17 protein-coding genes and 4 pseudogenes are annotated in these 16,279 nt (G+C 70.1%); 13 read left to right on the top strand and 8 right to left on the bottom strand.

What is annotated here, in order from left to right:
- Positions 1-90: 90 nt before the first annotated feature.
- Positions 91-606: a MarR family winged helix-turn-helix transcriptional regulator gene (locus tag ACIF8T_RS35085; protein ID WP_400040830.1), complete on the bottom strand. Its 516-nt coding sequence runs from the start codon at positions 604-606 to the stop codon at positions 91-93.
- A gap of 96 nt (positions 607-702) precedes the next feature.
- Between ACIF8T_RS35085 and ACIF8T_RS35080 the strand changes: the two genes are divergently transcribed.
- From ACIF8T_RS35080 to ACIF8T_RS35070, 3 genes are all read left to right on the top strand, one after another.
- Positions 703-1,278: an NADPH-dependent F420 reductase gene (locus ACIF8T_RS35080; RefSeq protein ID WP_400040829.1), complete on the top strand. Its 576-nt coding sequence runs from the start codon at positions 703-705 to the stop codon at positions 1,276-1,278.
- Positions 1,279-1,370: 92 nt separating this feature from the next.
- Positions 1,371-1,817, top strand: coding sequence for a DoxX family protein (locus ACIF8T_RS35075; protein ID WP_400040827.1), 447 nt, complete (start codon positions 1,371-1,373; stop codon positions 1,815-1,817).
- 35 nt (positions 1,818-1,852) lie between these two features.
- Positions 1,853-2,764, top strand: coding sequence for a dioxygenase (locus tag ACIF8T_RS35070; protein ID WP_400040825.1), 912 nt, complete (start codon positions 1,853-1,855; stop codon positions 2,762-2,764).
- 183 nt (positions 2,765-2,947) lie between these two features.
- On the opposite strand, the gene ACIF8T_RS35065 is transcribed toward ACIF8T_RS35070, so the two are convergent.
- From ACIF8T_RS35065 to ACIF8T_RS35050, 4 genes are all read right to left on the bottom strand, one after another.
- Positions 2,948-3,466 (bottom strand): hypothetical protein, encoded by a 519-nt coding sequence (locus tag ACIF8T_RS35065; protein WP_400040823.1) that lies wholly within the window; start codon positions 3,464-3,466, stop codon positions 2,948-2,950.
- 277 nt (positions 3,467-3,743) lie between these two features.
- Positions 3,744-4,298: a flavin reductase family protein gene (locus ACIF8T_RS35060; RefSeq protein ID WP_400040821.1), complete on the bottom strand. Its 555-nt coding sequence runs from the start codon at positions 4,296-4,298 to the stop codon at positions 3,744-3,746.
- A gap of 156 nt (positions 4,299-4,454) precedes the next feature.
- Positions 4,455-5,627 carry an acyl-CoA dehydrogenase family protein gene (locus ACIF8T_RS35055; RefSeq protein ID WP_400040819.1) on the bottom strand — a complete coding sequence of 391 codons (1,173 nt, stop codon included), beginning with the start codon at positions 5,625-5,627 and terminating at the stop codon, positions 4,455-4,457.
- A 25-nt stretch (positions 5,628-5,652) separates the two neighbouring features.
- Positions 5,653-5,952 carry an alpha/beta fold hydrolase gene (locus ACIF8T_RS35050; RefSeq protein ID WP_400040817.1) on the bottom strand — a complete coding sequence of 100 codons (300 nt, stop codon included), beginning with the start codon at positions 5,950-5,952 and terminating at the stop codon, positions 5,653-5,655.
- A gap of 5 nt (positions 5,953-5,957) precedes the next feature.
- On the opposite strand from ACIF8T_RS35050, the gene ACIF8T_RS35045 reads away from it, so the two are divergent.
- The 5 genes and pseudogenes from ACIF8T_RS35045 to ACIF8T_RS35025 all read left to right on the top strand — a co-directional run.
- Positions 5,958-6,563 (top strand): 1,6-dihydroxycyclohexa-2,4-diene-1-carboxylate dehydrogenase, encoded by a 606-nt coding sequence (locus ACIF8T_RS35045; RefSeq protein ID WP_400040815.1) that lies wholly within the window; start codon positions 5,958-5,960, stop codon positions 6,561-6,563.
- 121 nt (positions 6,564-6,684) lie between these two features.
- Positions 6,685-6,915: a hypothetical protein gene (locus ACIF8T_RS35040; RefSeq protein WP_400040814.1), complete on the top strand. Its 231-nt coding sequence runs from the start codon at positions 6,685-6,687 to the stop codon at positions 6,913-6,915.
- Positions 6,908-8,371, top strand: a complete 1,464-nt coding sequence (locus ACIF8T_RS35035) for an AAA family ATPase (RefSeq protein WP_400040812.1) — start codon at positions 6,908-6,910, stop codon at positions 8,369-8,371. The genes ACIF8T_RS35040 and ACIF8T_RS35035 overlap by 8 nt, the downstream gene beginning before the upstream one ends.
- The gene (locus ACIF8T_RS35030) at positions 8,290-9,687 is read left to right on the top strand and encodes a LuxR C-terminal-related transcriptional regulator (RefSeq protein ID WP_400040834.1); all 1,398 of its coding nucleotides are present in this window, start codon (positions 8,290-8,292) and stop codon (positions 9,685-9,687) included. Before ACIF8T_RS35035 ends, ACIF8T_RS35030 begins: the two co-directional genes overlap by 82 nt.
- Before the next feature lie 166 nt (positions 9,688-9,853).
- Positions 9,854-10,084 (top strand): annotated as a pseudogene (locus tag ACIF8T_RS35025) (IS630 family transposase); the annotation flags it as partial.
- Between the two features lie 58 nt (positions 10,085-10,142).
- Here the strand turns inward: ACIF8T_RS35025 and ACIF8T_RS35020 are convergent.
- Positions 10,143-10,511 (bottom strand): annotated as a pseudogene (locus ACIF8T_RS35020) (CoA transferase subunit A); the annotation flags it as partial.
- Between ACIF8T_RS35020 and ACIF8T_RS35015 the strand changes: the two are divergent.
- Together ACIF8T_RS35015 and ACIF8T_RS35010 are read left to right on the top strand one after the other, a co-directional pair.
- Positions 10,460-11,071, top strand: a complete 612-nt coding sequence (locus ACIF8T_RS35015) for an alpha/beta hydrolase fold domain-containing protein (RefSeq protein WP_400040811.1) — start codon at positions 10,460-10,462, stop codon at positions 11,069-11,071. The pseudogene ACIF8T_RS35020 and the gene ACIF8T_RS35015 sit on opposite strands and share 52 nt — an antisense overlap.
- 196 nt (positions 11,072-11,267) lie before the next feature.
- A pseudogene (locus ACIF8T_RS35010) lies at positions 11,268-11,642 on the top strand (PaaX family transcriptional regulator); the annotation flags it as partial.
- 271 nt (positions 11,643-11,913) lie between these two features.
- Here the strand turns inward: ACIF8T_RS35010 and ACIF8T_RS35005 are convergent.
- Both ACIF8T_RS35005 and ACIF8T_RS35000 read right to left on the bottom strand, forming a co-directional pair.
- On the bottom strand, positions 11,914-12,444 hold the full coding sequence (locus ACIF8T_RS35005; protein WP_400040809.1) for a hypothetical protein: 531 nt from the start codon (positions 12,442-12,444) through the stop codon (positions 11,914-11,916).
- Between the two features lies 1 nt (position 12,445).
- Complete coding sequence (locus ACIF8T_RS35000; RefSeq protein WP_400040807.1) at positions 12,446-13,048, bottom strand: protocatechuate 3,4-dioxygenase subunit beta; 603 nt, start codon at positions 13,046-13,048, stop codon at positions 12,446-12,448.
- A gap of 205 nt (positions 13,049-13,253) precedes the next feature.
- Between ACIF8T_RS35000 and ACIF8T_RS34995 the strand changes: the two genes are divergently transcribed.
- From ACIF8T_RS34995 to ACIF8T_RS34985, 3 genes and pseudogenes are all read left to right on the top strand, one after another.
- On the top strand, positions 13,254-14,456 hold the full coding sequence (locus tag ACIF8T_RS34995; RefSeq protein WP_400040805.1) for an IS110 family transposase: 1,203 nt from the start codon (positions 13,254-13,256) through the stop codon (positions 14,454-14,456).
- A gap of 15 nt (positions 14,457-14,471) precedes the next feature.
- Positions 14,472-14,816 (top strand): annotated as a pseudogene (locus ACIF8T_RS34990) (transposase); the annotation flags it as partial.
- A gap of 224 nt (positions 14,817-15,040) precedes the next feature.
- Positions 15,041-15,949: a MerR family transcriptional regulator gene (locus ACIF8T_RS34985; RefSeq protein ID WP_400040803.1), complete on the top strand. Its 909-nt coding sequence runs from the start codon at positions 15,041-15,043 to the stop codon at positions 15,947-15,949.
- The last annotated feature ends 330 nt before the right edge of the window (positions 15,950-16,279 follow it).

The following is a 16,279-nucleotide window of genomic DNA, read 5'->3' as shown; positions in this document are numbered from 1 at the left end:
CTCATCGGACAACACGACTTCGACAGCACGAGGACCTCGAGACACGAAAACAGGCTACAGACTTAAGCCTGCGATTTCAGGCGCATCACACTAGGCTCCCGGCTCGGAATCATGAGCTCCGTCGTAGCGGGTGTAGACGGCGGCCATCCTCCCCGATGAGTCCAGTGCGGCCAGGATGGCGTCACCGATGGCCGTGAGCTGGTCGACCTGCTCGTCGGTGAGGGCGTCGATGACGTGGCGGCGGACGGTGGCGACATGGCCGGGCGCCGCCTGCCGTACTCCCGCCCACCCGGCCTCGGTGAGCCGGGCGTTGGTCGCCCGGCGGTCCTCCGGGCAGGGGAAGCGTTCCACCAGGCCGCGCTTCTCCAGGCGCGCGACCACGTGCGAGAGCCGGGGCAGGGTGGCGTTGGTCTGCTGGGCCAGGGCCGTCATGCGCAACGTGTGGCCGGGCGCCTCGGAGAGCCCCGCCAGGGTTTGGTACTCGAACTCCGTCAGGCCGGCGTCATTGCGGAGCTGTGCGTCGAGCACACCCGGTAGCAGCTCCAGCACCGCGCGCAGACGTATCCAGGCGCGGAGCTCGCGGCGGTCGAGCCAAGGTGTGTCCACGGTCACATCTCCATCCGGAATGGTTGTAGCCACAAGTTTGCTGGGACCGATGCTGATCAATTGTCGCTACAACCATTATCCGACAGGAGCACCGTCATGGCACACGTGAGCATCATCGGCACCGGCACCATGGGTTCGGCCATCGCCGACCTCGTCAAGAAGGGCGGCAACACCGTCGAGCTGCTCAGCTCGGCCGACACCGACAAGCCGGTCACCGGCGAGATCGTCGTCCTCGCCGTCCCGTACGCCGCACTGGCAGGCATCGTCGCCCAGCGCGGCGAGCAGCTCGCCGGCAAGGTCGTCGTCGACATCACCAACCCGGTGGACTTCGCGACGTTCGACTCCCTGGTCGTCCCCGCCGACGGCTCGGCCGCCGCGGAGATCGCCACCGCACTGCCGCAGTCCCGGGTACTGAAGGCGTTCAACACCACGTTCGCCGCGACCCTGGCCTCGGGCACCGTCGGCGGGCAGCCCACGACCATACTGATCGCCGGCGACGACTCCGACGCCAAGGCGTCGCTGGCCGGCGTCGTCACCGCGGCCGGCCTGCGCGCCATCGACGCCGGTTCGCTGCGCCGGGCCCGTGAGCTGGAGGCGTTCGGCTTCCTCCAGCTCACCCTCGCGGCCGGCGAGAAGGTCGGCTGGACCGGCGGGTTCTCCGTCGTCTCCTGACTGCCGCCCGTCCGACGACCCGATCGCCCTGACACGGACCTGCCCGACCGGCAGCGCCCACGGATCCACCACAGCAACGACAGGACTTCCACATGACCTTCCCCTCCACCGCTCGTGACCTCGCCCTTCTCGTGACCCGCGTCGCCGTCGGCATCGTCTTCTTCGCCCACGGCTGGCAGAAGCTGTTCACCAACGGCATCGACGGCACCGCGGCCTTCTTCGACCAGGCCGGTGTACCCGCCGCCACCGCCTCGGCGTGGTTCGCCGCCGTCGTCGAGCTGGCGGGTGGTACCGCGCTGATAGTCGGGCTCGCCATGCCCGTCGCCGGGCTGCTGCTCGTCATCAACATGATCGGGGCGTTCGCGTTCGTGCACGCCGGCTCCGGCCTCTTCGTCGGCGAGGGCGGCTACGAACTCGTCCTCGTACTCGGCGCGGCCGCTCTCTCCCTGGCCGTCGTCGGTGCCGGGCGTTTCAGCCTCGATCACCTGCTCACCGGCCGCCAGCCCGCCCAGCGGCGGCACCAGCACGTGAGTGCCTGACGCACATCATCCGCAGTTCCGACGGAGGAGCCCGCATGACCAGCCGACCCATCACCACGACCGTCGCCGCCGACGCCCGGATACCGGCGTCGCATCCCTTCGCCGCGCACCTGCGGCATGCCGCCGCACTCGAAGCCGCCGAACCGCATCGCCACTGGTCGCCGCGGGACGGCGCCCTGCCCAGCCTCTACCTCTCGCACGGCGGTGGCCCCATGCCCTTCGAGAGCTCCGAGTGGCTGACCCCACTGCACGACTGGGCTCGGGCCCTGCCCAAGCCGAAGGCCATTCTGATCGTTTCCGCGCACTGGGAGTCCGCGCCGCTGTCGTTGAGCGCCCCCCGGCCGGACGAGCTCGTCTACGACTTCGGCGGCTTCGACGCGCTGTACTACACCTTCCGGTACGACACCCCGGACGCCGCCGCCCTGGCCCGGCAGGTCACCGGGCTCATGCCGGACACTGAACGGGTGCATCAGCACGCCCGGCGCGGGCTGGACCACGGCGCGTGGGTGCCCCTGAAGATCATGTATCCGAATGCGGACATCCCGGTGCTGCAGCTGAGCCTGCCCACCGAGGACCCCGACCGGCTGCTGGCCATCGGCGAGCGACTGCGGACCCTGCGGGAAGAGGGTGTGCTGGTGATCGGCTCGGGACACATGACCCACGGCCTGCCGTTCATCACCCAGGAGATGGTCCGGGAGAACAAGGTGCCCGGCTGGTCCGCCGACTTCGACGCCTGGGCCGCTGACGCCCTGGCCCGCGGTGACGTCACCGAACTCGCCCGCTTCCGCACCGCCGCCCCGGGAATGCCCTACGCCCACCCGACCGTGGAGCACTTCACTCCCCTGTTCGTCACTCTCGGCGCGGCCACCGATCCCACCGGGCCGGTGGTGACGACACTCGACGGCTACGGCTTCGGCCTGTCCCGACGTTCCTTCCAAGCGGCCTGACACAGCAGACCGGGCACGTCCGACGGCCGGGGCCCGTCGAACGGCCCTGTCTGCCCGCCGGTCGGCGACTGTCCGAAAGCCAAAGCGTTCCACGCGGTAAACGTCGGCGTGCGCCCATCTCGTGCAGGGCCACCCGCGCCGACGCTCCATCCTCTCCGGCCGGCCAGCACCACAGCTCCGGCGTCAGTGCCCGGCAGCCGTCTTCACCAGTACCACGGCCACGCCGATCGCCGCGTCGACCAGTCCGGCCAGCACGGCCGGCAACGCACCGCCCCCCATGCGCATCCCTCCCAGGAAGCCCCACAGGAAGAGCGATGCCACTCCCGCGCCCGCCGACACCAACAGTGCCGCGTGGAGGGACAGGACGCCCAGGGCAGCCAGGGCGATCATCAGCGCCGGGCCCACGGCGCAGGACAACAGCGGGCTGCTGACGTACAGCATGCGCCGTAGTGCATGACCTGTGGCGAGGCGGCGGTGCACGGTGCGGTGCGCCTGCTGATCAGCGACGAACGTCGCCAGCCACAGCCCCAGAGCCGTCGTCAGCACCGTGCCGGCGGCGCCGATGGTGCCGACATCGCCCAGGTCCAACCCGACCACGACAGCGACCATCGTGATGGTCGCGTAGATGCGCTCCTTGAGCCTGTCCGCCAGCGCGGCGATCTTCGCCCCGGACGGCGGTTCGGCTCGCCGGTCGTCCACCACCTCGAAACCCTCACCTGTCGTAGATCGAGGGACATGTGTCCCGTATCGGCGACCGACGCCCCTTGCACGGTCAACCGGTCCTCGCGCGACAGCATGCCACTGGGCGGCAGCCCGAAGCCGACACCGTGACAGAACGACGCGCGGAGAACTCCGTGAGCCGTCCGGCGAAGCCGGTGCGGGCGGCGACGGCACCACACCGGCGGGTGAACGCCTGCCTGACGGCCGGTACGGGCGGTGGAGGCGCTCCCCGACAGGGGTCCACCTCCGCGATGCGCCCTCACATGACGAAGTCCGAGTACCAGGTCAGATAGTCGTGGAGGGCGGCGTCCGCGCGCCCGGCTCGGGTGAACTCCCCGTAACCGCCTTGGCAGAAGACCAGCGGGGAGGCGTCCCGTCCGGTCTCCATCGTGTGCACCCGGCACAACGTGATCCAGTGGTCCCCCGCCGCCACCTCCTGTTCCGGCCGACACTCCACGTACGCCACCGCACCGGCCAGGCGCGGAGCCCCGCACGGCGAGGCCGTCCACCGGACGCCGTCGAACTTGTCCCGACGGGGGGCCGCCATGGTCCGGCACAGTTCGATCTGGTCCGCCGCCAGCACGTTGATGCAGAAGCTCCCGGCCTCCCTGAGGAGGGCGTACGTGCCGGACGTGACGGTCGGCATGAAGGACACGAGAGGCGGGTCAAGCGATACGGCGCTGAAGGTGCCCACCACCATGCCGACGGGCATGCCCTCTGTCATACCGGTGACGACGCTCACACCGGTCGGGTAGTACCCCATCACACGCCGGTACTCCGCGGGCGCGAGGGCCTGAGGCTCTGAGACGACCACGCTGTTTCCTCCTTGGTTTCGGTTCTGCCGCGAGCGCACGGACGGTGACGAAGAGCGGTCCGGCGGCGGAGCGCCGGGGCGGGCACTACCCGGGCGAGGACGAGCGGCGCGAGTCGGCAGGCGTCCGGGGCGGACGCCTGCCACGGGACGCCGGCGTCAGTGGAAGACGCCCGGTGCGATCGGCTCGCCGAAAAGGTCCGCGCCGAAGCCTGTGTAGATCGGTGGGGCCACGGTGCAGATGTGGTTCATGGCGGCGTGGGCGTCTCGCCAGAACATCTGCTGCGGTTGGCCGCGGTGCAGGGAGCCACCGCCGGCGTGCATGAACAGTCGGTCGACGGCGTCCACCGAGCGCTGGGAGGCGCGCACCTGGTTGCGACGTGCGGTGATCCGCTGCGACAGGTCCATCGGCCGGCCGGACACGACCTGGTCGTGGTACTTGGCGACGTCGGCCAGGAAGTGCACCCGGCTCGCCTCGATGTCCGCCGACGCCTCGCCGAGGACGTTCAACTGGTGCGGGTCGCCGGCCACCCGGGCACCGCTGTGGGAGATCCGCTTGCGGGTGTAGCCGGCGGAGGCGTTCAGCGCGCCCTGGGTGATACCGATGGTGGCGGCCGTGATGACACCGCCGAACATGGTGGCGAACGCCAACGAGTACATCGGGTTGTCCGGGCGGTTGGTCCGGGCGAGTTCACCGGTCAGGACGAGATCCTGGCGGATCACCCAGTGGGCCGGGATGAACGCGTCCTTGACAGTGACGTCCTTGCTGCCGGTGCCACACAGGCCGACCGTGTCCCAGGTGCCCTCGACGATCTCGTACTGGTCGCGCTCGACGAGGAAGTGCCGGATGTCCGGCGGACCGCTGATCTCACCGTTCGCGTCGGTGACCATGCCGCCGAGGAAGGCCCACTGGCAGTGGTCCGTGCCGGAGGAGAAGGGCCAGCGGCCGGAGAAGAGGTATCCACCCTCGACGGGCCTGGCTCGGCCGAAGGGCGCATAGGGCGAGGAGATCCATGCCTCGGGGTTCTTCCCCCAGATCTCCTCCTGCGCCTCGGGGTCGGCGCCGCCCAGCTCAAAGGCGTGGATGCTCATCAGGCCACCGACCCAGCCTGCGGATGCGGAGTTCTGCGCGAGTTCCATGACCGCCTCGAAGAACTCCACGGGAGAGGTCTCCAGCCCGCCGTACTGCTGGGGCTGCAGCATGCGGTCCAGACCGGTCTCACGGATCTTCGCCACGGTGTGGTCGGGCAGCTTGCCGAGGTCCTCGGCCTCCTGCGCGTGCTCCTGGAAGTAGGCCGCGCTGTCGACGATACGCTCGATGACTTTGCTCATGATCGACTTCCTTGTCAAACGGTGGTCAGTTGTGGGTGACGAAGTCGGTGACCAGGCGGTTGAACTCGGCGGCGTGCTCCCACTGGGCCCAGTGGCCGCAGCGGTTGAGCAGGACCAGCCGGAAGTCGGGGATCAGCGAGACCAGCTCCAGGCTGGACTCGAAATGGACCACTCGGTCGTCGCGGCCGTGGATGAGGAGGGCCGGCGCGGTGATGCCCATCAGCTCCTCCGGGGTGGCCCACCGGGTGATGGGGGTGCGGCCCTCGGCCACGCCCTCCCGGAAGTGCTCGAGGTGCTGAGGGGTGGCCTGGCGAGCTGGGCGCACACTCGGTGACCGCCGACCTGGAGGCGTACGACGGGGCCGAGCAGGCGATCACGGCCGCGCTGGAGCACCATGGCCGGATCGACGTCCTGGTGAACAACATGGGCGGCGCGATCAACTTCAAGCCGTTCACCCGGTTCACGGCGGAGGAGATCCAGGCGGAGATCACCCGCTCGCTCATGACCACCTTGTGGTCCTGCCGTGCGGTACTTCCCGCCATGACGGCGCGGCGGCACGGCGTCATCGTCAATGTCTCCTCCGCGGCGACGCGGGGCATCCACCGCATCCCGTACTCCGCCGCCAAGGGCGGCATCAACACCCTGACGGCCTCCCTCGCCCTCGAGTGCGCCGATGCCGGCATCCGGGTCGTGGCCACCGCGCCGGGCGGGACTGAGGCGCCGCCGCGCCGGATATCCCGGGGGACACCGCAGGCGCGGACCGAGCAGGAGAAGGCCTGGTTCCAGGCCCACATCAACCAGACGCTCGCGTCCTCCCTGCTCAAGCGCTACGGCACTCTCGACGAGCAAGCCGCCGCGATCTGTTTCCTCGCCTCCAACGAGGCGTCCTACATCACCGGCACGGTCCTCCCCGTCGCCGGCGGGGACCTCGGCTGACCGGCCGCGCCCCCATCACTGCACCCCCCACACCCTCCGGTGCCGGACGCCGCTGCCCGGCCTCCCCTCGCGGCCGTGCCGCGGGCCTGCCCGCCAACTCACACACAAGTGGGTTCACCACATGGACAAGCAACAGAACCCGACAGCCGAAAGACGCCACCGCGCCACGCTGCGCTGGATCGTCACCATCGCCACCGCCGCGCTCGTCTTCGACGGTTACGACCTCGTCGTGTACGGCGCCGTCGTGACCTGTTTCGTGCCCCGACAGGCCGACGAGCGCACCGAGGGCCGTACGGCTCTCGCGCCGGACCTCGTGCCCGGCGGTGGTGCTAGCGTGCTGGCACATGAATGACCGCCCTGAGCTGCGACAGAGCCTGATCGGGCGGGCCGGCGAGATCACCGCGCTGGCCCGCGCGATCAGCGCCGCGCGCTCCGGCAGTCCCGGGCTGCTCCTCGTCGCGGGCCCGGCTGGCATCGGCAAGACGGCGCTCGTCGAGCACGTCCTCGCCCGGCACGCCTCCGACGCCGGTGTCCGGCGCGTCACCGGGGTGGCCTGGGAGACCGGATTGCCGCTCGGCATCGCCGACCAACTCGTCCGCGGCAACGGCACCGGGGCCGCCCTGCCCGGCCCGGAGGCACCGCAGGCCGTGCTCGACACCGGCCGTCTGCTGCACCGGCAGTGGACGGCCCGGCAGGAGCGGGAGCCGCTGATCGTCGTCGTCGACGACGCCCACTGGGCGGACGTGGAGAGCCTGCGCGCCATCCGGTCGGCACTGCGCAGGATGTCCACCGAGCGGGTGCTCGTCGTGCTGATCGCGCGGGACGAGCCGTACGAACTCCACGAAGTGCACAGCGGCAAGCCCGAGTTGTCCCGACCGGTGCTCGCGACCCTGGAGTTCCTCGACGGCTGCGGCGACAACGCCGTACGGCCGGCGCCGCTGACCCCTCAGCACGTGCGAACGCTCGCCCGGGAGACGACCGGTGTCGCGCTGGACCTGCCCGCCGCCCGGCACCTGTGCCGGCACACCCGGGGCAACCCCCGCCACACGGCTCGGTTGCTGCGCGAGCTGCCCTGCGAGACGTGGCAGGAGTGGCGGCCCGAACTCCCCGCCCCCGCCCGCTACGCCACGGCCGTCCGCCATCGGCTCGCCTGCTGCGACGCCTCCGCTCGAGCCCTGGTGGAGGCCTGTGCCGTGCTCGGCGAGGAGGCCTCGATGACCGAGGCCGCCGCGCTCGCGGGCCTGGACGCCCCGCTGCCCGCCGTGGACGAGGCCCAGGCGGCCGGTTTGCTGGCCGCGACTCTCGACCCCGGGCGCCCCCAGCTGGCCTTCCCGCATCCGCTGGCCCGCGCCGCCGTCCTCACCGGCGTGGAGCTGACCGTGCGTACCGAACTGCACCGCCGTGCCGCGGAGATCACCCAGGACCGCGCGCGGCAGCTCGGTCACCGCGTCGCCGCCGTCACGAAGGCCGACGAGACTCTCGCCGACGAACTCGACGCCTACGCCGCCGAGCGCGCCTCCGCCGGAGAGTGGCATGCTGTGGCCGACACCCTGGTCCTCGCCAGCCGGCTGAGCACGCGCCGCGGTGAGCGGGAGGAACGGCTGCTGCGGGCCATCGACGCGATGATCGGGGGGGCGACGTGCCGCAGGCCGCCGCGTTCGCCGCCGAACTGGAGAGCCTCCCGGCGGGCACGCTGCGCGACGTGGTCCTCGCCTACCTGGCCATCATGCGCGGCCGGCCGTCCGAGGCCGAGACGTTCCTGGCCGACACCGGTCGGCACGGCGAGGCGAAGCGGCAGCCGGAGCTGATGGCGAAGATCTGCCAGCGCCGGGTCCTCCACGCCCTAGGCCGCTGGGACGGAGCCGACGTGGTCGTCTGGGCCCGCCAGGCGCTGGGACTGGCCCGGGCGCATGATCCGTCGGGTGTCGAGTCGGAGGCCGTGCTGGGCCTGGCCATGGCCGGCCGGCCCGAGGAGGCCCTTGCCGCGTACGAGGCCGCGGCGGCCGCCCTCCCCGGCGGAGCCCAGCCGCAGCGCTTCCAGCTCGGCCGGGGCTGGGTCGATCTCGCCGTGGACCAGCCGGAGGCCGCCCGCCGCAGGCTGGAGGCGGCCGTCCCCACCGTCTACCAGATGGGCTCCACCCGTATCTCCCTGTGGGCGCAGGGCTGGCTGGCCCGCACCCAGTTCGCGCTCGGCGCCTGGCCGGAGACGCTGGAGACGGTGCAGTGTGCCGCCGCCCGGCTGGCGGAGGTCCGTATCGAACTGGTCCGCCCGCTGGTGCACTGGACGGGCGCGCAGATCCATGCCCTGCGCGGTGACTGGGCGGCGGCCGACGACCACGTCGCCGAGGCCGCCGCGGACCTCCATCACTACGAGGTCATGCTGATACCGGCCTGTCTGGCCCGCGCGCAGGTCGCCGAGGCGCGCGGGGATTACGAGCGGGTCGCCGAGGCGCTGTCCCCGCTGGTTCAGCTCACCGCCCGCGGATCGATCGACGAGCCCGGTTTCTGGCCGTGGCCGGACGTGTACGCCAACGCCCTGGTGCTGACGGGCCGTCTGGACGAGGCCGAGGCCTTGCTCGCCCCGTACGAGGAGCTCGCCGCCCGTCGGGGCCGGCGCTCCGCGCAGGCCCGGCTGGGGCTGGCCCGCGGCAGGCTCACCGCCGCGCGCGGCGACATCGACACCGCCCGCAAGGAGTTCGACCAGGCACTCACCCACCTGGAGCACCTGCCGCTGCCGTACGACCGCGCCCGCGTCGGCTTCGCCTACGGGCAGACGCTGCGGCGGGCCGGCAAGCGCCGCGAGGCCGACGCCGTCCTGAAGAATGTCCGCGACACGTACGCCACGCTGGGGGCGCGCACCTATGTGGAGCGCTGCGACCGGGAGTTGCAGGCCGGTGGTCTGCACGTCAGCCGTGCCGCGTCCCACCTGTCCCGGCTCACCCCGCAGGAGCAGGCCGTGGCCCGGTTGGTCGCCGCGGGGGCGACCAACCAGCAGGCAGCGCTGGAGCTGTTCATCTCGGTCAAGACGGTGCAGTACCACCTGACGCATGTCTACGCGAAGCTCGGCATCCGCTCCCGGAGCGAGCTCGCCGCCAGTTTCCGGGAGCGTCCGGAGAGCGCGTAGCCGTCACTGTGACGGCCGGGGAACCGAGACCGTAAGGCAGCGGGACCAGTGGCGAGCAGGGCGCGTGCGGCGCTCTGGGCGCGGTGAAGTGTCGTCGGCGGCGAGCACGGTGGCCCGCCTCGCGGGGTTCAGCAGGCGGCTGTGGCGCTGTCCAGGTTCAGGGGTGCCGACCGGCTCATCGTGGCTGAACCTGGTGGAACGGTGGTTCGGCGAACTCACGCAGAAGAAACTCCGCCGTGGGGTCCGCCGCTCCGTCCAGGCCCTTGAACGCGACATCCGGGCATGAGTCGCCGACTGGAACGACAACCCCAAGCCCTTCGTCTGGACGAAGACCGCCGACGAGATCCTCGACAAGGTCGCCGCCTACTGCCAGAGAATCTCCGACTCACATCAGTAGGCGCCGTCGGTGAGTTCGGCGGCGGCGCGGGCCGCCATCTGGTCGCGGGTCCAGACCATCAGGAACGCACCGTCCTTTTCTCGATCTGCTTGTCGGCGGCCTGCTCGGACGCGAGCCGCACGATCCGCTGGACGTAGATGCCGGGCAGGTGCACTTCGTCGGGGCGCAGTTCACCGGGCTCGACCAGTTCCTCCACCTCGGCGATGGTCACGCGGCCGGCCATGGCGGCGAGGGGGTTGAAGTTGGCGGCCGCCCTGCGGAAGCAGAGGTTGCCGTGGCGGTCGCCGCGCCAGGCCCGGACGAGGACGTAGTCGGTGGTGATGCCGTGCTCCAGGACGTGCGGGCGACCCGCGAACTCCCGCATCTCCTTGGGCGGTGAGGCGACGGCGACCGTGCCGTCGGCCGCGTACCGCCAGGGCAGCCCGCCCCGCTCAAGCACTGGAGGAGTGCTTCGACGTCGTCCAATGGGTCGGGCGGTCCGGTGAGCAGCAGGGCTGGGACGCGGAACGGATCTCCACCGGCGGCAGCAGCGCCGGCGGCAACCTCACGCTCGGCGTACTGGAACTGGCGCGGCGGAACGGAGGACCACAGGTGCAGGCCTGTGCGCTGTTCATCCCGTTCGTGGACGCATCGATCCCGTCCGAGACGTACACCGGCAAGGCGTTCGTCAACCCCGCGCTCGTACGGACGGTCCGGGACACCTACTTCACTGACGAGTCCCAGCTCGTCGACCCGCTCGCCTCACCTGCTCTGGGCACCGTCGAAGGGCTGTCGCCGCTCCTGGTCATCAGCGCAGGTCTCGACTCACTGCGTCCCCACATCGAAGGCTACGTCGCGAAGGCCACGGCAGGCGGTGTGGCTGTCACCTACCGGTGCATCGAGGACGTCGACTACGACTTCCCGCTCAGCAACTCGCGGGCGCTCCGTCCGCAGCAACGCGAGATGACCGGACTGCTGTGCGAGCACCTTCTCCAGCGCCTCGCCTGAGATCTCCTGCCGCCGTACGCCCGGCATAACGCCGCACGGCAGCGGGCCGGGAATCCAGGATCTCCGAGAGTGGTCCGGCGGTCCCGGCGGCCGGGACCCGGTGCGGCAGTGATCACGGCCGGCCGGGCAGGCAGGGCTTTCCCCCTCCAGGGGTCCCTCGCCCGGCCGGTTGATCTCCGGAGGTACTGTGGACCGCGTGACCGGTGAGGAGCCGCTGCGGCCGCAGTCCCTGATGCTGACGTTCCTGGGCGACCAGATGCTCGGGCGGGACGTGTGCGTGTGCTCCGGCAGCGTCATCGACGTCTTCGAACGGGCCGGGATCTCGGAACACGCGACCCGTTCGACACTCACCCGCATGGTCAACAGAGGGCTCCTGCGCCGCCAGCGCGAGGGACGGCGGATGTACTTCGGACTGACCGAGCGGTCCGCGGCCGTACTGCGCGACGGGGAACGGCGCATTTGGCACACTGGCGCGGTCAACTGGCAGTGGGACGGCACCTGGACCCTGCTCGCCTTCTCCCTGCCGGAGTCCTGGCAGCGCCAACGCCACGACCTGCGCTCGCGGCTCTCGTCTCGCACGTCACTGTCACCCGCGGAGCGTAACTCCGCTGACAGCCGCCTCAACAGGGAGTCAGGGATCGCTTGTGCACATGGCGAATGATCCGCGCCGTGAATGCCGCGCCCCGGCAGCGGGCCGGGTGGACGCCACGGCTTGTTGGCGGGGCGGTCGGCGCGGCAGCCCCGAGGAGGTGGCGTCGGGGCCGTGTGCGTGACCGGCCGTCCGCGGGGTCGCGGGATCACGAACGCCACCGTCCGTGCCGGTCACCACGGCCCCGCGCGCTTCACTCCCCGAGGAGACCGGGCCAGCCGAGGAAGGTGGTCTCGGACTCTCCGGAGAGGTGGATGTTGAACTCGTAGCCGCCTTCGACGGTGCGGGCGAGCATCGTGGCACCCTGCTCCGGCGACAGCCGCACGAACAACTCGTCAGTGTCGTTGGCCTCGTCCGGGAAGTACAGGCATGTCACCGCCGGACGGATCATCGCGGCGGTGACGATCTTCAGCGTCAGGTGCGGCGCCCGGCCGGAGGGCGCTTCCGGTTTCACGGTGGTGATCGCGTACGCGCCGTCCATGCCGGTGAAGGATCTCGTCCAGCCCTCCGGCTGGTTGGTCTCGACCATCGTCATCGGGGCCGGCCCGCCCAGCCCGTCGAGCACACGCCCGGTGACGGTGGCCCGGCCGTCGGCGGGAACCACGGCCGAGCGCAACGGCATGCCCAGCGTGAAGTACGGGCCCAGGATGGTGCGGGGGGTCCGCACGAGTTGGTCGGTCGCGGAGGTCACAGCGCGGTTCCCGTCGTCTGCAGTCGTCGTCATATCAGCGCTCCATAGGTGTCGCGTTTATACCGCCGAGGACGATGTCGAACCGGTAGGCGATGGCGATCTGGTCGATGGCGGCCTCCCAGTCGAGCCGGGATATGAGCCGCTCGCGCGCCTTCTCGTCGGGAATGGTGCTGACGATTGGATCGCGGTCGATGAGGGGATCGCCGGGGAACAGCATCTGCGTGACGAGACGCTCGGACAGACCGCGGCCGTTGAGGCAGAAGTGGAGGTGCTGCGCGCGCCAGGCCTCACGGTGCTGTGTCCAGGGATAGGCGCCCGGCTTGATGGTCTTGAACTGGTACTCGCCGTTGGCATTGGTGAGCGTGCGGCCTGCGCCCGTGAAATGGGGGTCGATCGGCTTCGGGGTCCGGTCGTGGTCGTGCACGTATTTGCCCGCGGCGTTGGCCTGCCAGATCTCGACGAGCATGTCACGCGCGGGACGCCCCCAACTGTCGGTGACCCGGCCATGGACGATGATCTGCTCACCCATCGGCACGCCGTCGTGCTGGGACAGCAGATCGTTGTCGGTGGCCCGGACCTCGCCGTAGCCGTAGACCGGCGCCGAAGCGTCGATCAGCCGGGAGGGAACGACGACCAAGGGCTTCCGTAAGTTGTTGGGCGGCCCGGGAGGGCCGGGTGTGGCTCAAGAGCTTCTGCCTTCAGTGGCTCGCCAGGAGTGGCCGCCCGGCTCTCCGGGGCGCCCTGGCTGCTGATTGAGATGTGCGCTTCGGTCGCTGATTACGGAGATGACAGCGGGGTGTTCCTTGGGCCGACGGCACGCTGTTGGAACTGAGGAGGGGCAAGTGAGCGAGCGACGGTCCCGGGTCTGGGCCGGCATCGACGCGGGCAAGGTCCACCACTGGGCGGCTGTGGTCGACGCGACCGGCGCGACCCTGTGGTCGAAGAAGATCGAGAACGATGAGTCGGCGATCCTGACCGCGCTCGGGGAGATCCTGGAGCTCGCCGATGAGGTCCGGTGGGCGGTGGACATTTCCGGCACGTCCTCTGCGTTGCTGCTGGCCCTACTCGCGGCGCACGGCCAGCAGGCCGTCTACGTGCCCGGCCGCACGGTCAACCGCATGGCCGGGGCCTACCGGGGCGAGGCGAAGACTGACGCCCGTGACGCCTACGTCATCGCGGAGACCGCCCGTCAGCGCCGGGACTTCGCCGCCATCGACGTACCCGCCCAGCTGGCCGCCGACCTCGCACTGCTGACCGTCCACCGCTTTGACCTGGTCGCCGACCGGGTGAGGATGATCAACAGGCTCCGCGACGTGCTGACCGGAGTCTTCCCTGCCTTGGAACGGGCCTTCGACTACTCGGCTCACAAGGGCGCCCTGGTGCTGCTGACCGGCTACCAGACCCCGGCCGCCATCCGGCGCCGCGGGCGGGCCCGGATCACGGCCTGGCTGGCCAACCGCAGCGTGCGGGGCGCCGACGCAGTCGCAGCCACCGCGCTGGAAGCCGCCCAGGCGCAACAGGCCGCGCTGCCCGGCGAGGACGTCGCCGGGCAGATTGTCGCTGACCTGGCGGCACAGATCCTGGCCCTGGACGAACGCTTGAAGCGGATCGATAAGCAGATCAGTGAGACGTTCCGCAGTCACCCGCAGGCCCAGATCATCGAGTCCTTGCCCGGCATGGGCCCGATACTCGGAGCCGAATTCGTCGTCGCGGCCGGCGACCTGGCCGCCCACGCGGACGCCGGCCACCTGGCCTCGGCGGCCGGGCTGGTGCCCGTCCCACGCGACTCCGGACGGCGGACCGGCAACCTCCACCGCCCCAAGCGCTACAGCCGCCGCCTGCGACGGGTGTTCTATATGTCCGCGCAGACCAGCATCATCCGCGAGGGTCCGAACCGGGACTTCTACCTCAAGAAGCGCGGCGAGGGTTGCAAGCACGTCCAGGCCGTCATCGCTCTGGCCCGTCGGCGGGCCAGCGTTCTGTGGGCTCTTCTGCGCGACAACCGGGTCTTCACCCCCGTCCTGCCGGCAACGCAAGCGGCTTGACTTCGTCATTGAGACTCCTGGCGCGACTACCGCGACCTGCTGATCGCCGCACACCAGCAGCTCGGCGGCCCGATCGTGCTGGTCTGGGACAATCTCAACGTCCACAAGGCCGCCGACCTGCGCAAATGGGCGGCAGCCCAGGACTGGCTGACCATCTACCACCTGCCGCCCTACGCACCCGACCTCAACCCCGTCGAAGGGATCTGGTCGCTGCTGCGGCGCGGCTGGCTCTCCAACGTCGCCTTCAGCACCCCCGAACACCTCGTCCAGACCATCCGACGCGGTCTCCGCCACATCCAGTACCGCAGCCACCTCATAGACGGCTGCCTCACCGAGACGGGACTGACCATCAGCCCTTGATCACCGAAGACGACATCACGAGTTCAACTTCAGTAGTGACGTAACTTCGGAATTCCTGAAGCTCTCATCCGAGCTGATCAACCTGCGGCCTCTTCGAAGGTGAGGAGGCGTATGCTGTCGGCACTGTCGGTGGTGAGGGAACTCAGCAGAGATCTGGAGAACTTACGGAATGCCGCACTGAGGCGCTTGAGTCTCCAGCGGCTGGAGAGTCCATGATTTCGCCCATGGACGACGAACGCCCCGACATGCTCACCATCGGCCAGCTCGCGCACCGCACCGGACTTTCCGTGCGCACTCTGCGCTTCTGGTCGGACGAGGGAGCGGTGTCCCCTGTGGCCCGCTCCGCGAGTGGCTACCGGCTGTACGACACCAAATCTGTGGCTCGCGTCGAGTTGGTCCGTACCCTGCGGGAGCTGGGCCTCGGGCTCGACGACGTGTGCCGTGTCCTGAGTGGCCGCACCACGGTCGCCGAGGTCGCCAACACGCACGTGGCCGCGCTCGACGCGCAGATCCGCTTCCTCAAGGTGAGCCGGGCCGTCCTGTCCACCGTGGCAAAACGAGGTTCCACCGCTGAGGAGACAGCACTGATGAACCGGCTGGCGCGGCTTTCCGCCGCCGAACGCAAGCAGATCATCGACGAGTTCAAGGAGGAGGTGTTCGGCGACCTCGACGACCCGCGCCTACGCGACCGCATACAAACCCTCAGCATCGAATTGCCCGACGATCCCACACCTGAGCAGGTCGACGCCTGGATCGACTTGGCCGAATTGGTTCGGGACCCCGGCTTTCGCGCCCGGTTGCGCACATGGGTGGAGCTCAACACGCCCGTACCGGGGCAGGGCCGTCCCCCCGGGGCGCTCATCTGGTGGGCCAGGCAGATCGTGCAGACCGTCGCGGAGGTCAGAAAACGCGGGGTCGCCCCCGAGGGACCGGAGGCGGCCGAGGTGCTGTCCGAGCTGTTCGGCGACGCCGATCGGACCGCCGTGCTGCGCGGTCTGGAAGTCGGCATCGAGGCAGAGGCGGAGCGCTACCGCAGGCTTGTCGCCCGCGTGCGCGGGCAGGATTCGGCGCCCGACGCAACCGAGGAGCTGGAGTGGCTGGCGCGGGCCCTGCGCGCCGCAAATCAGGCCTGACCGGCCGTATTGTTCCAAGCCGCTCGTCAGTCTCCGCGACATGTCCGTTGCCGTAGCTATACGAGCAGGCGCCAATCGTCTACGAACGGCAGTCAGCTTGTCTTTTAACCAGTTCGGCGTGGTTTTGTGCCCACCTTGTGGTGGGCAGGTCGGCTGAACGCCTCGCCGGTGGCAAGGACTCTGCCCACGTCGTGACGGGTGGCGGGGGGCGGTTTTTCGAACCCGGTGGCCGACCGGGGCTGGCGGTGACGGAGGTGCCGACCGGAGTGTTGGTGAGGCGGACGGCCTCGGACGGGTTCATCTCGCTGGCGAGGGATCAGCCTGGTGCCT

The organism is Streptomyces sp. NPDC085946, assembly GCF_044540485.1.
Lineage (GTDB): Bacteria > Actinomycetota > Actinomycetes > Streptomycetales > Streptomycetaceae > Streptomyces.
This window is presented reverse-complemented; position numbering and strand designations above follow the sequence as displayed.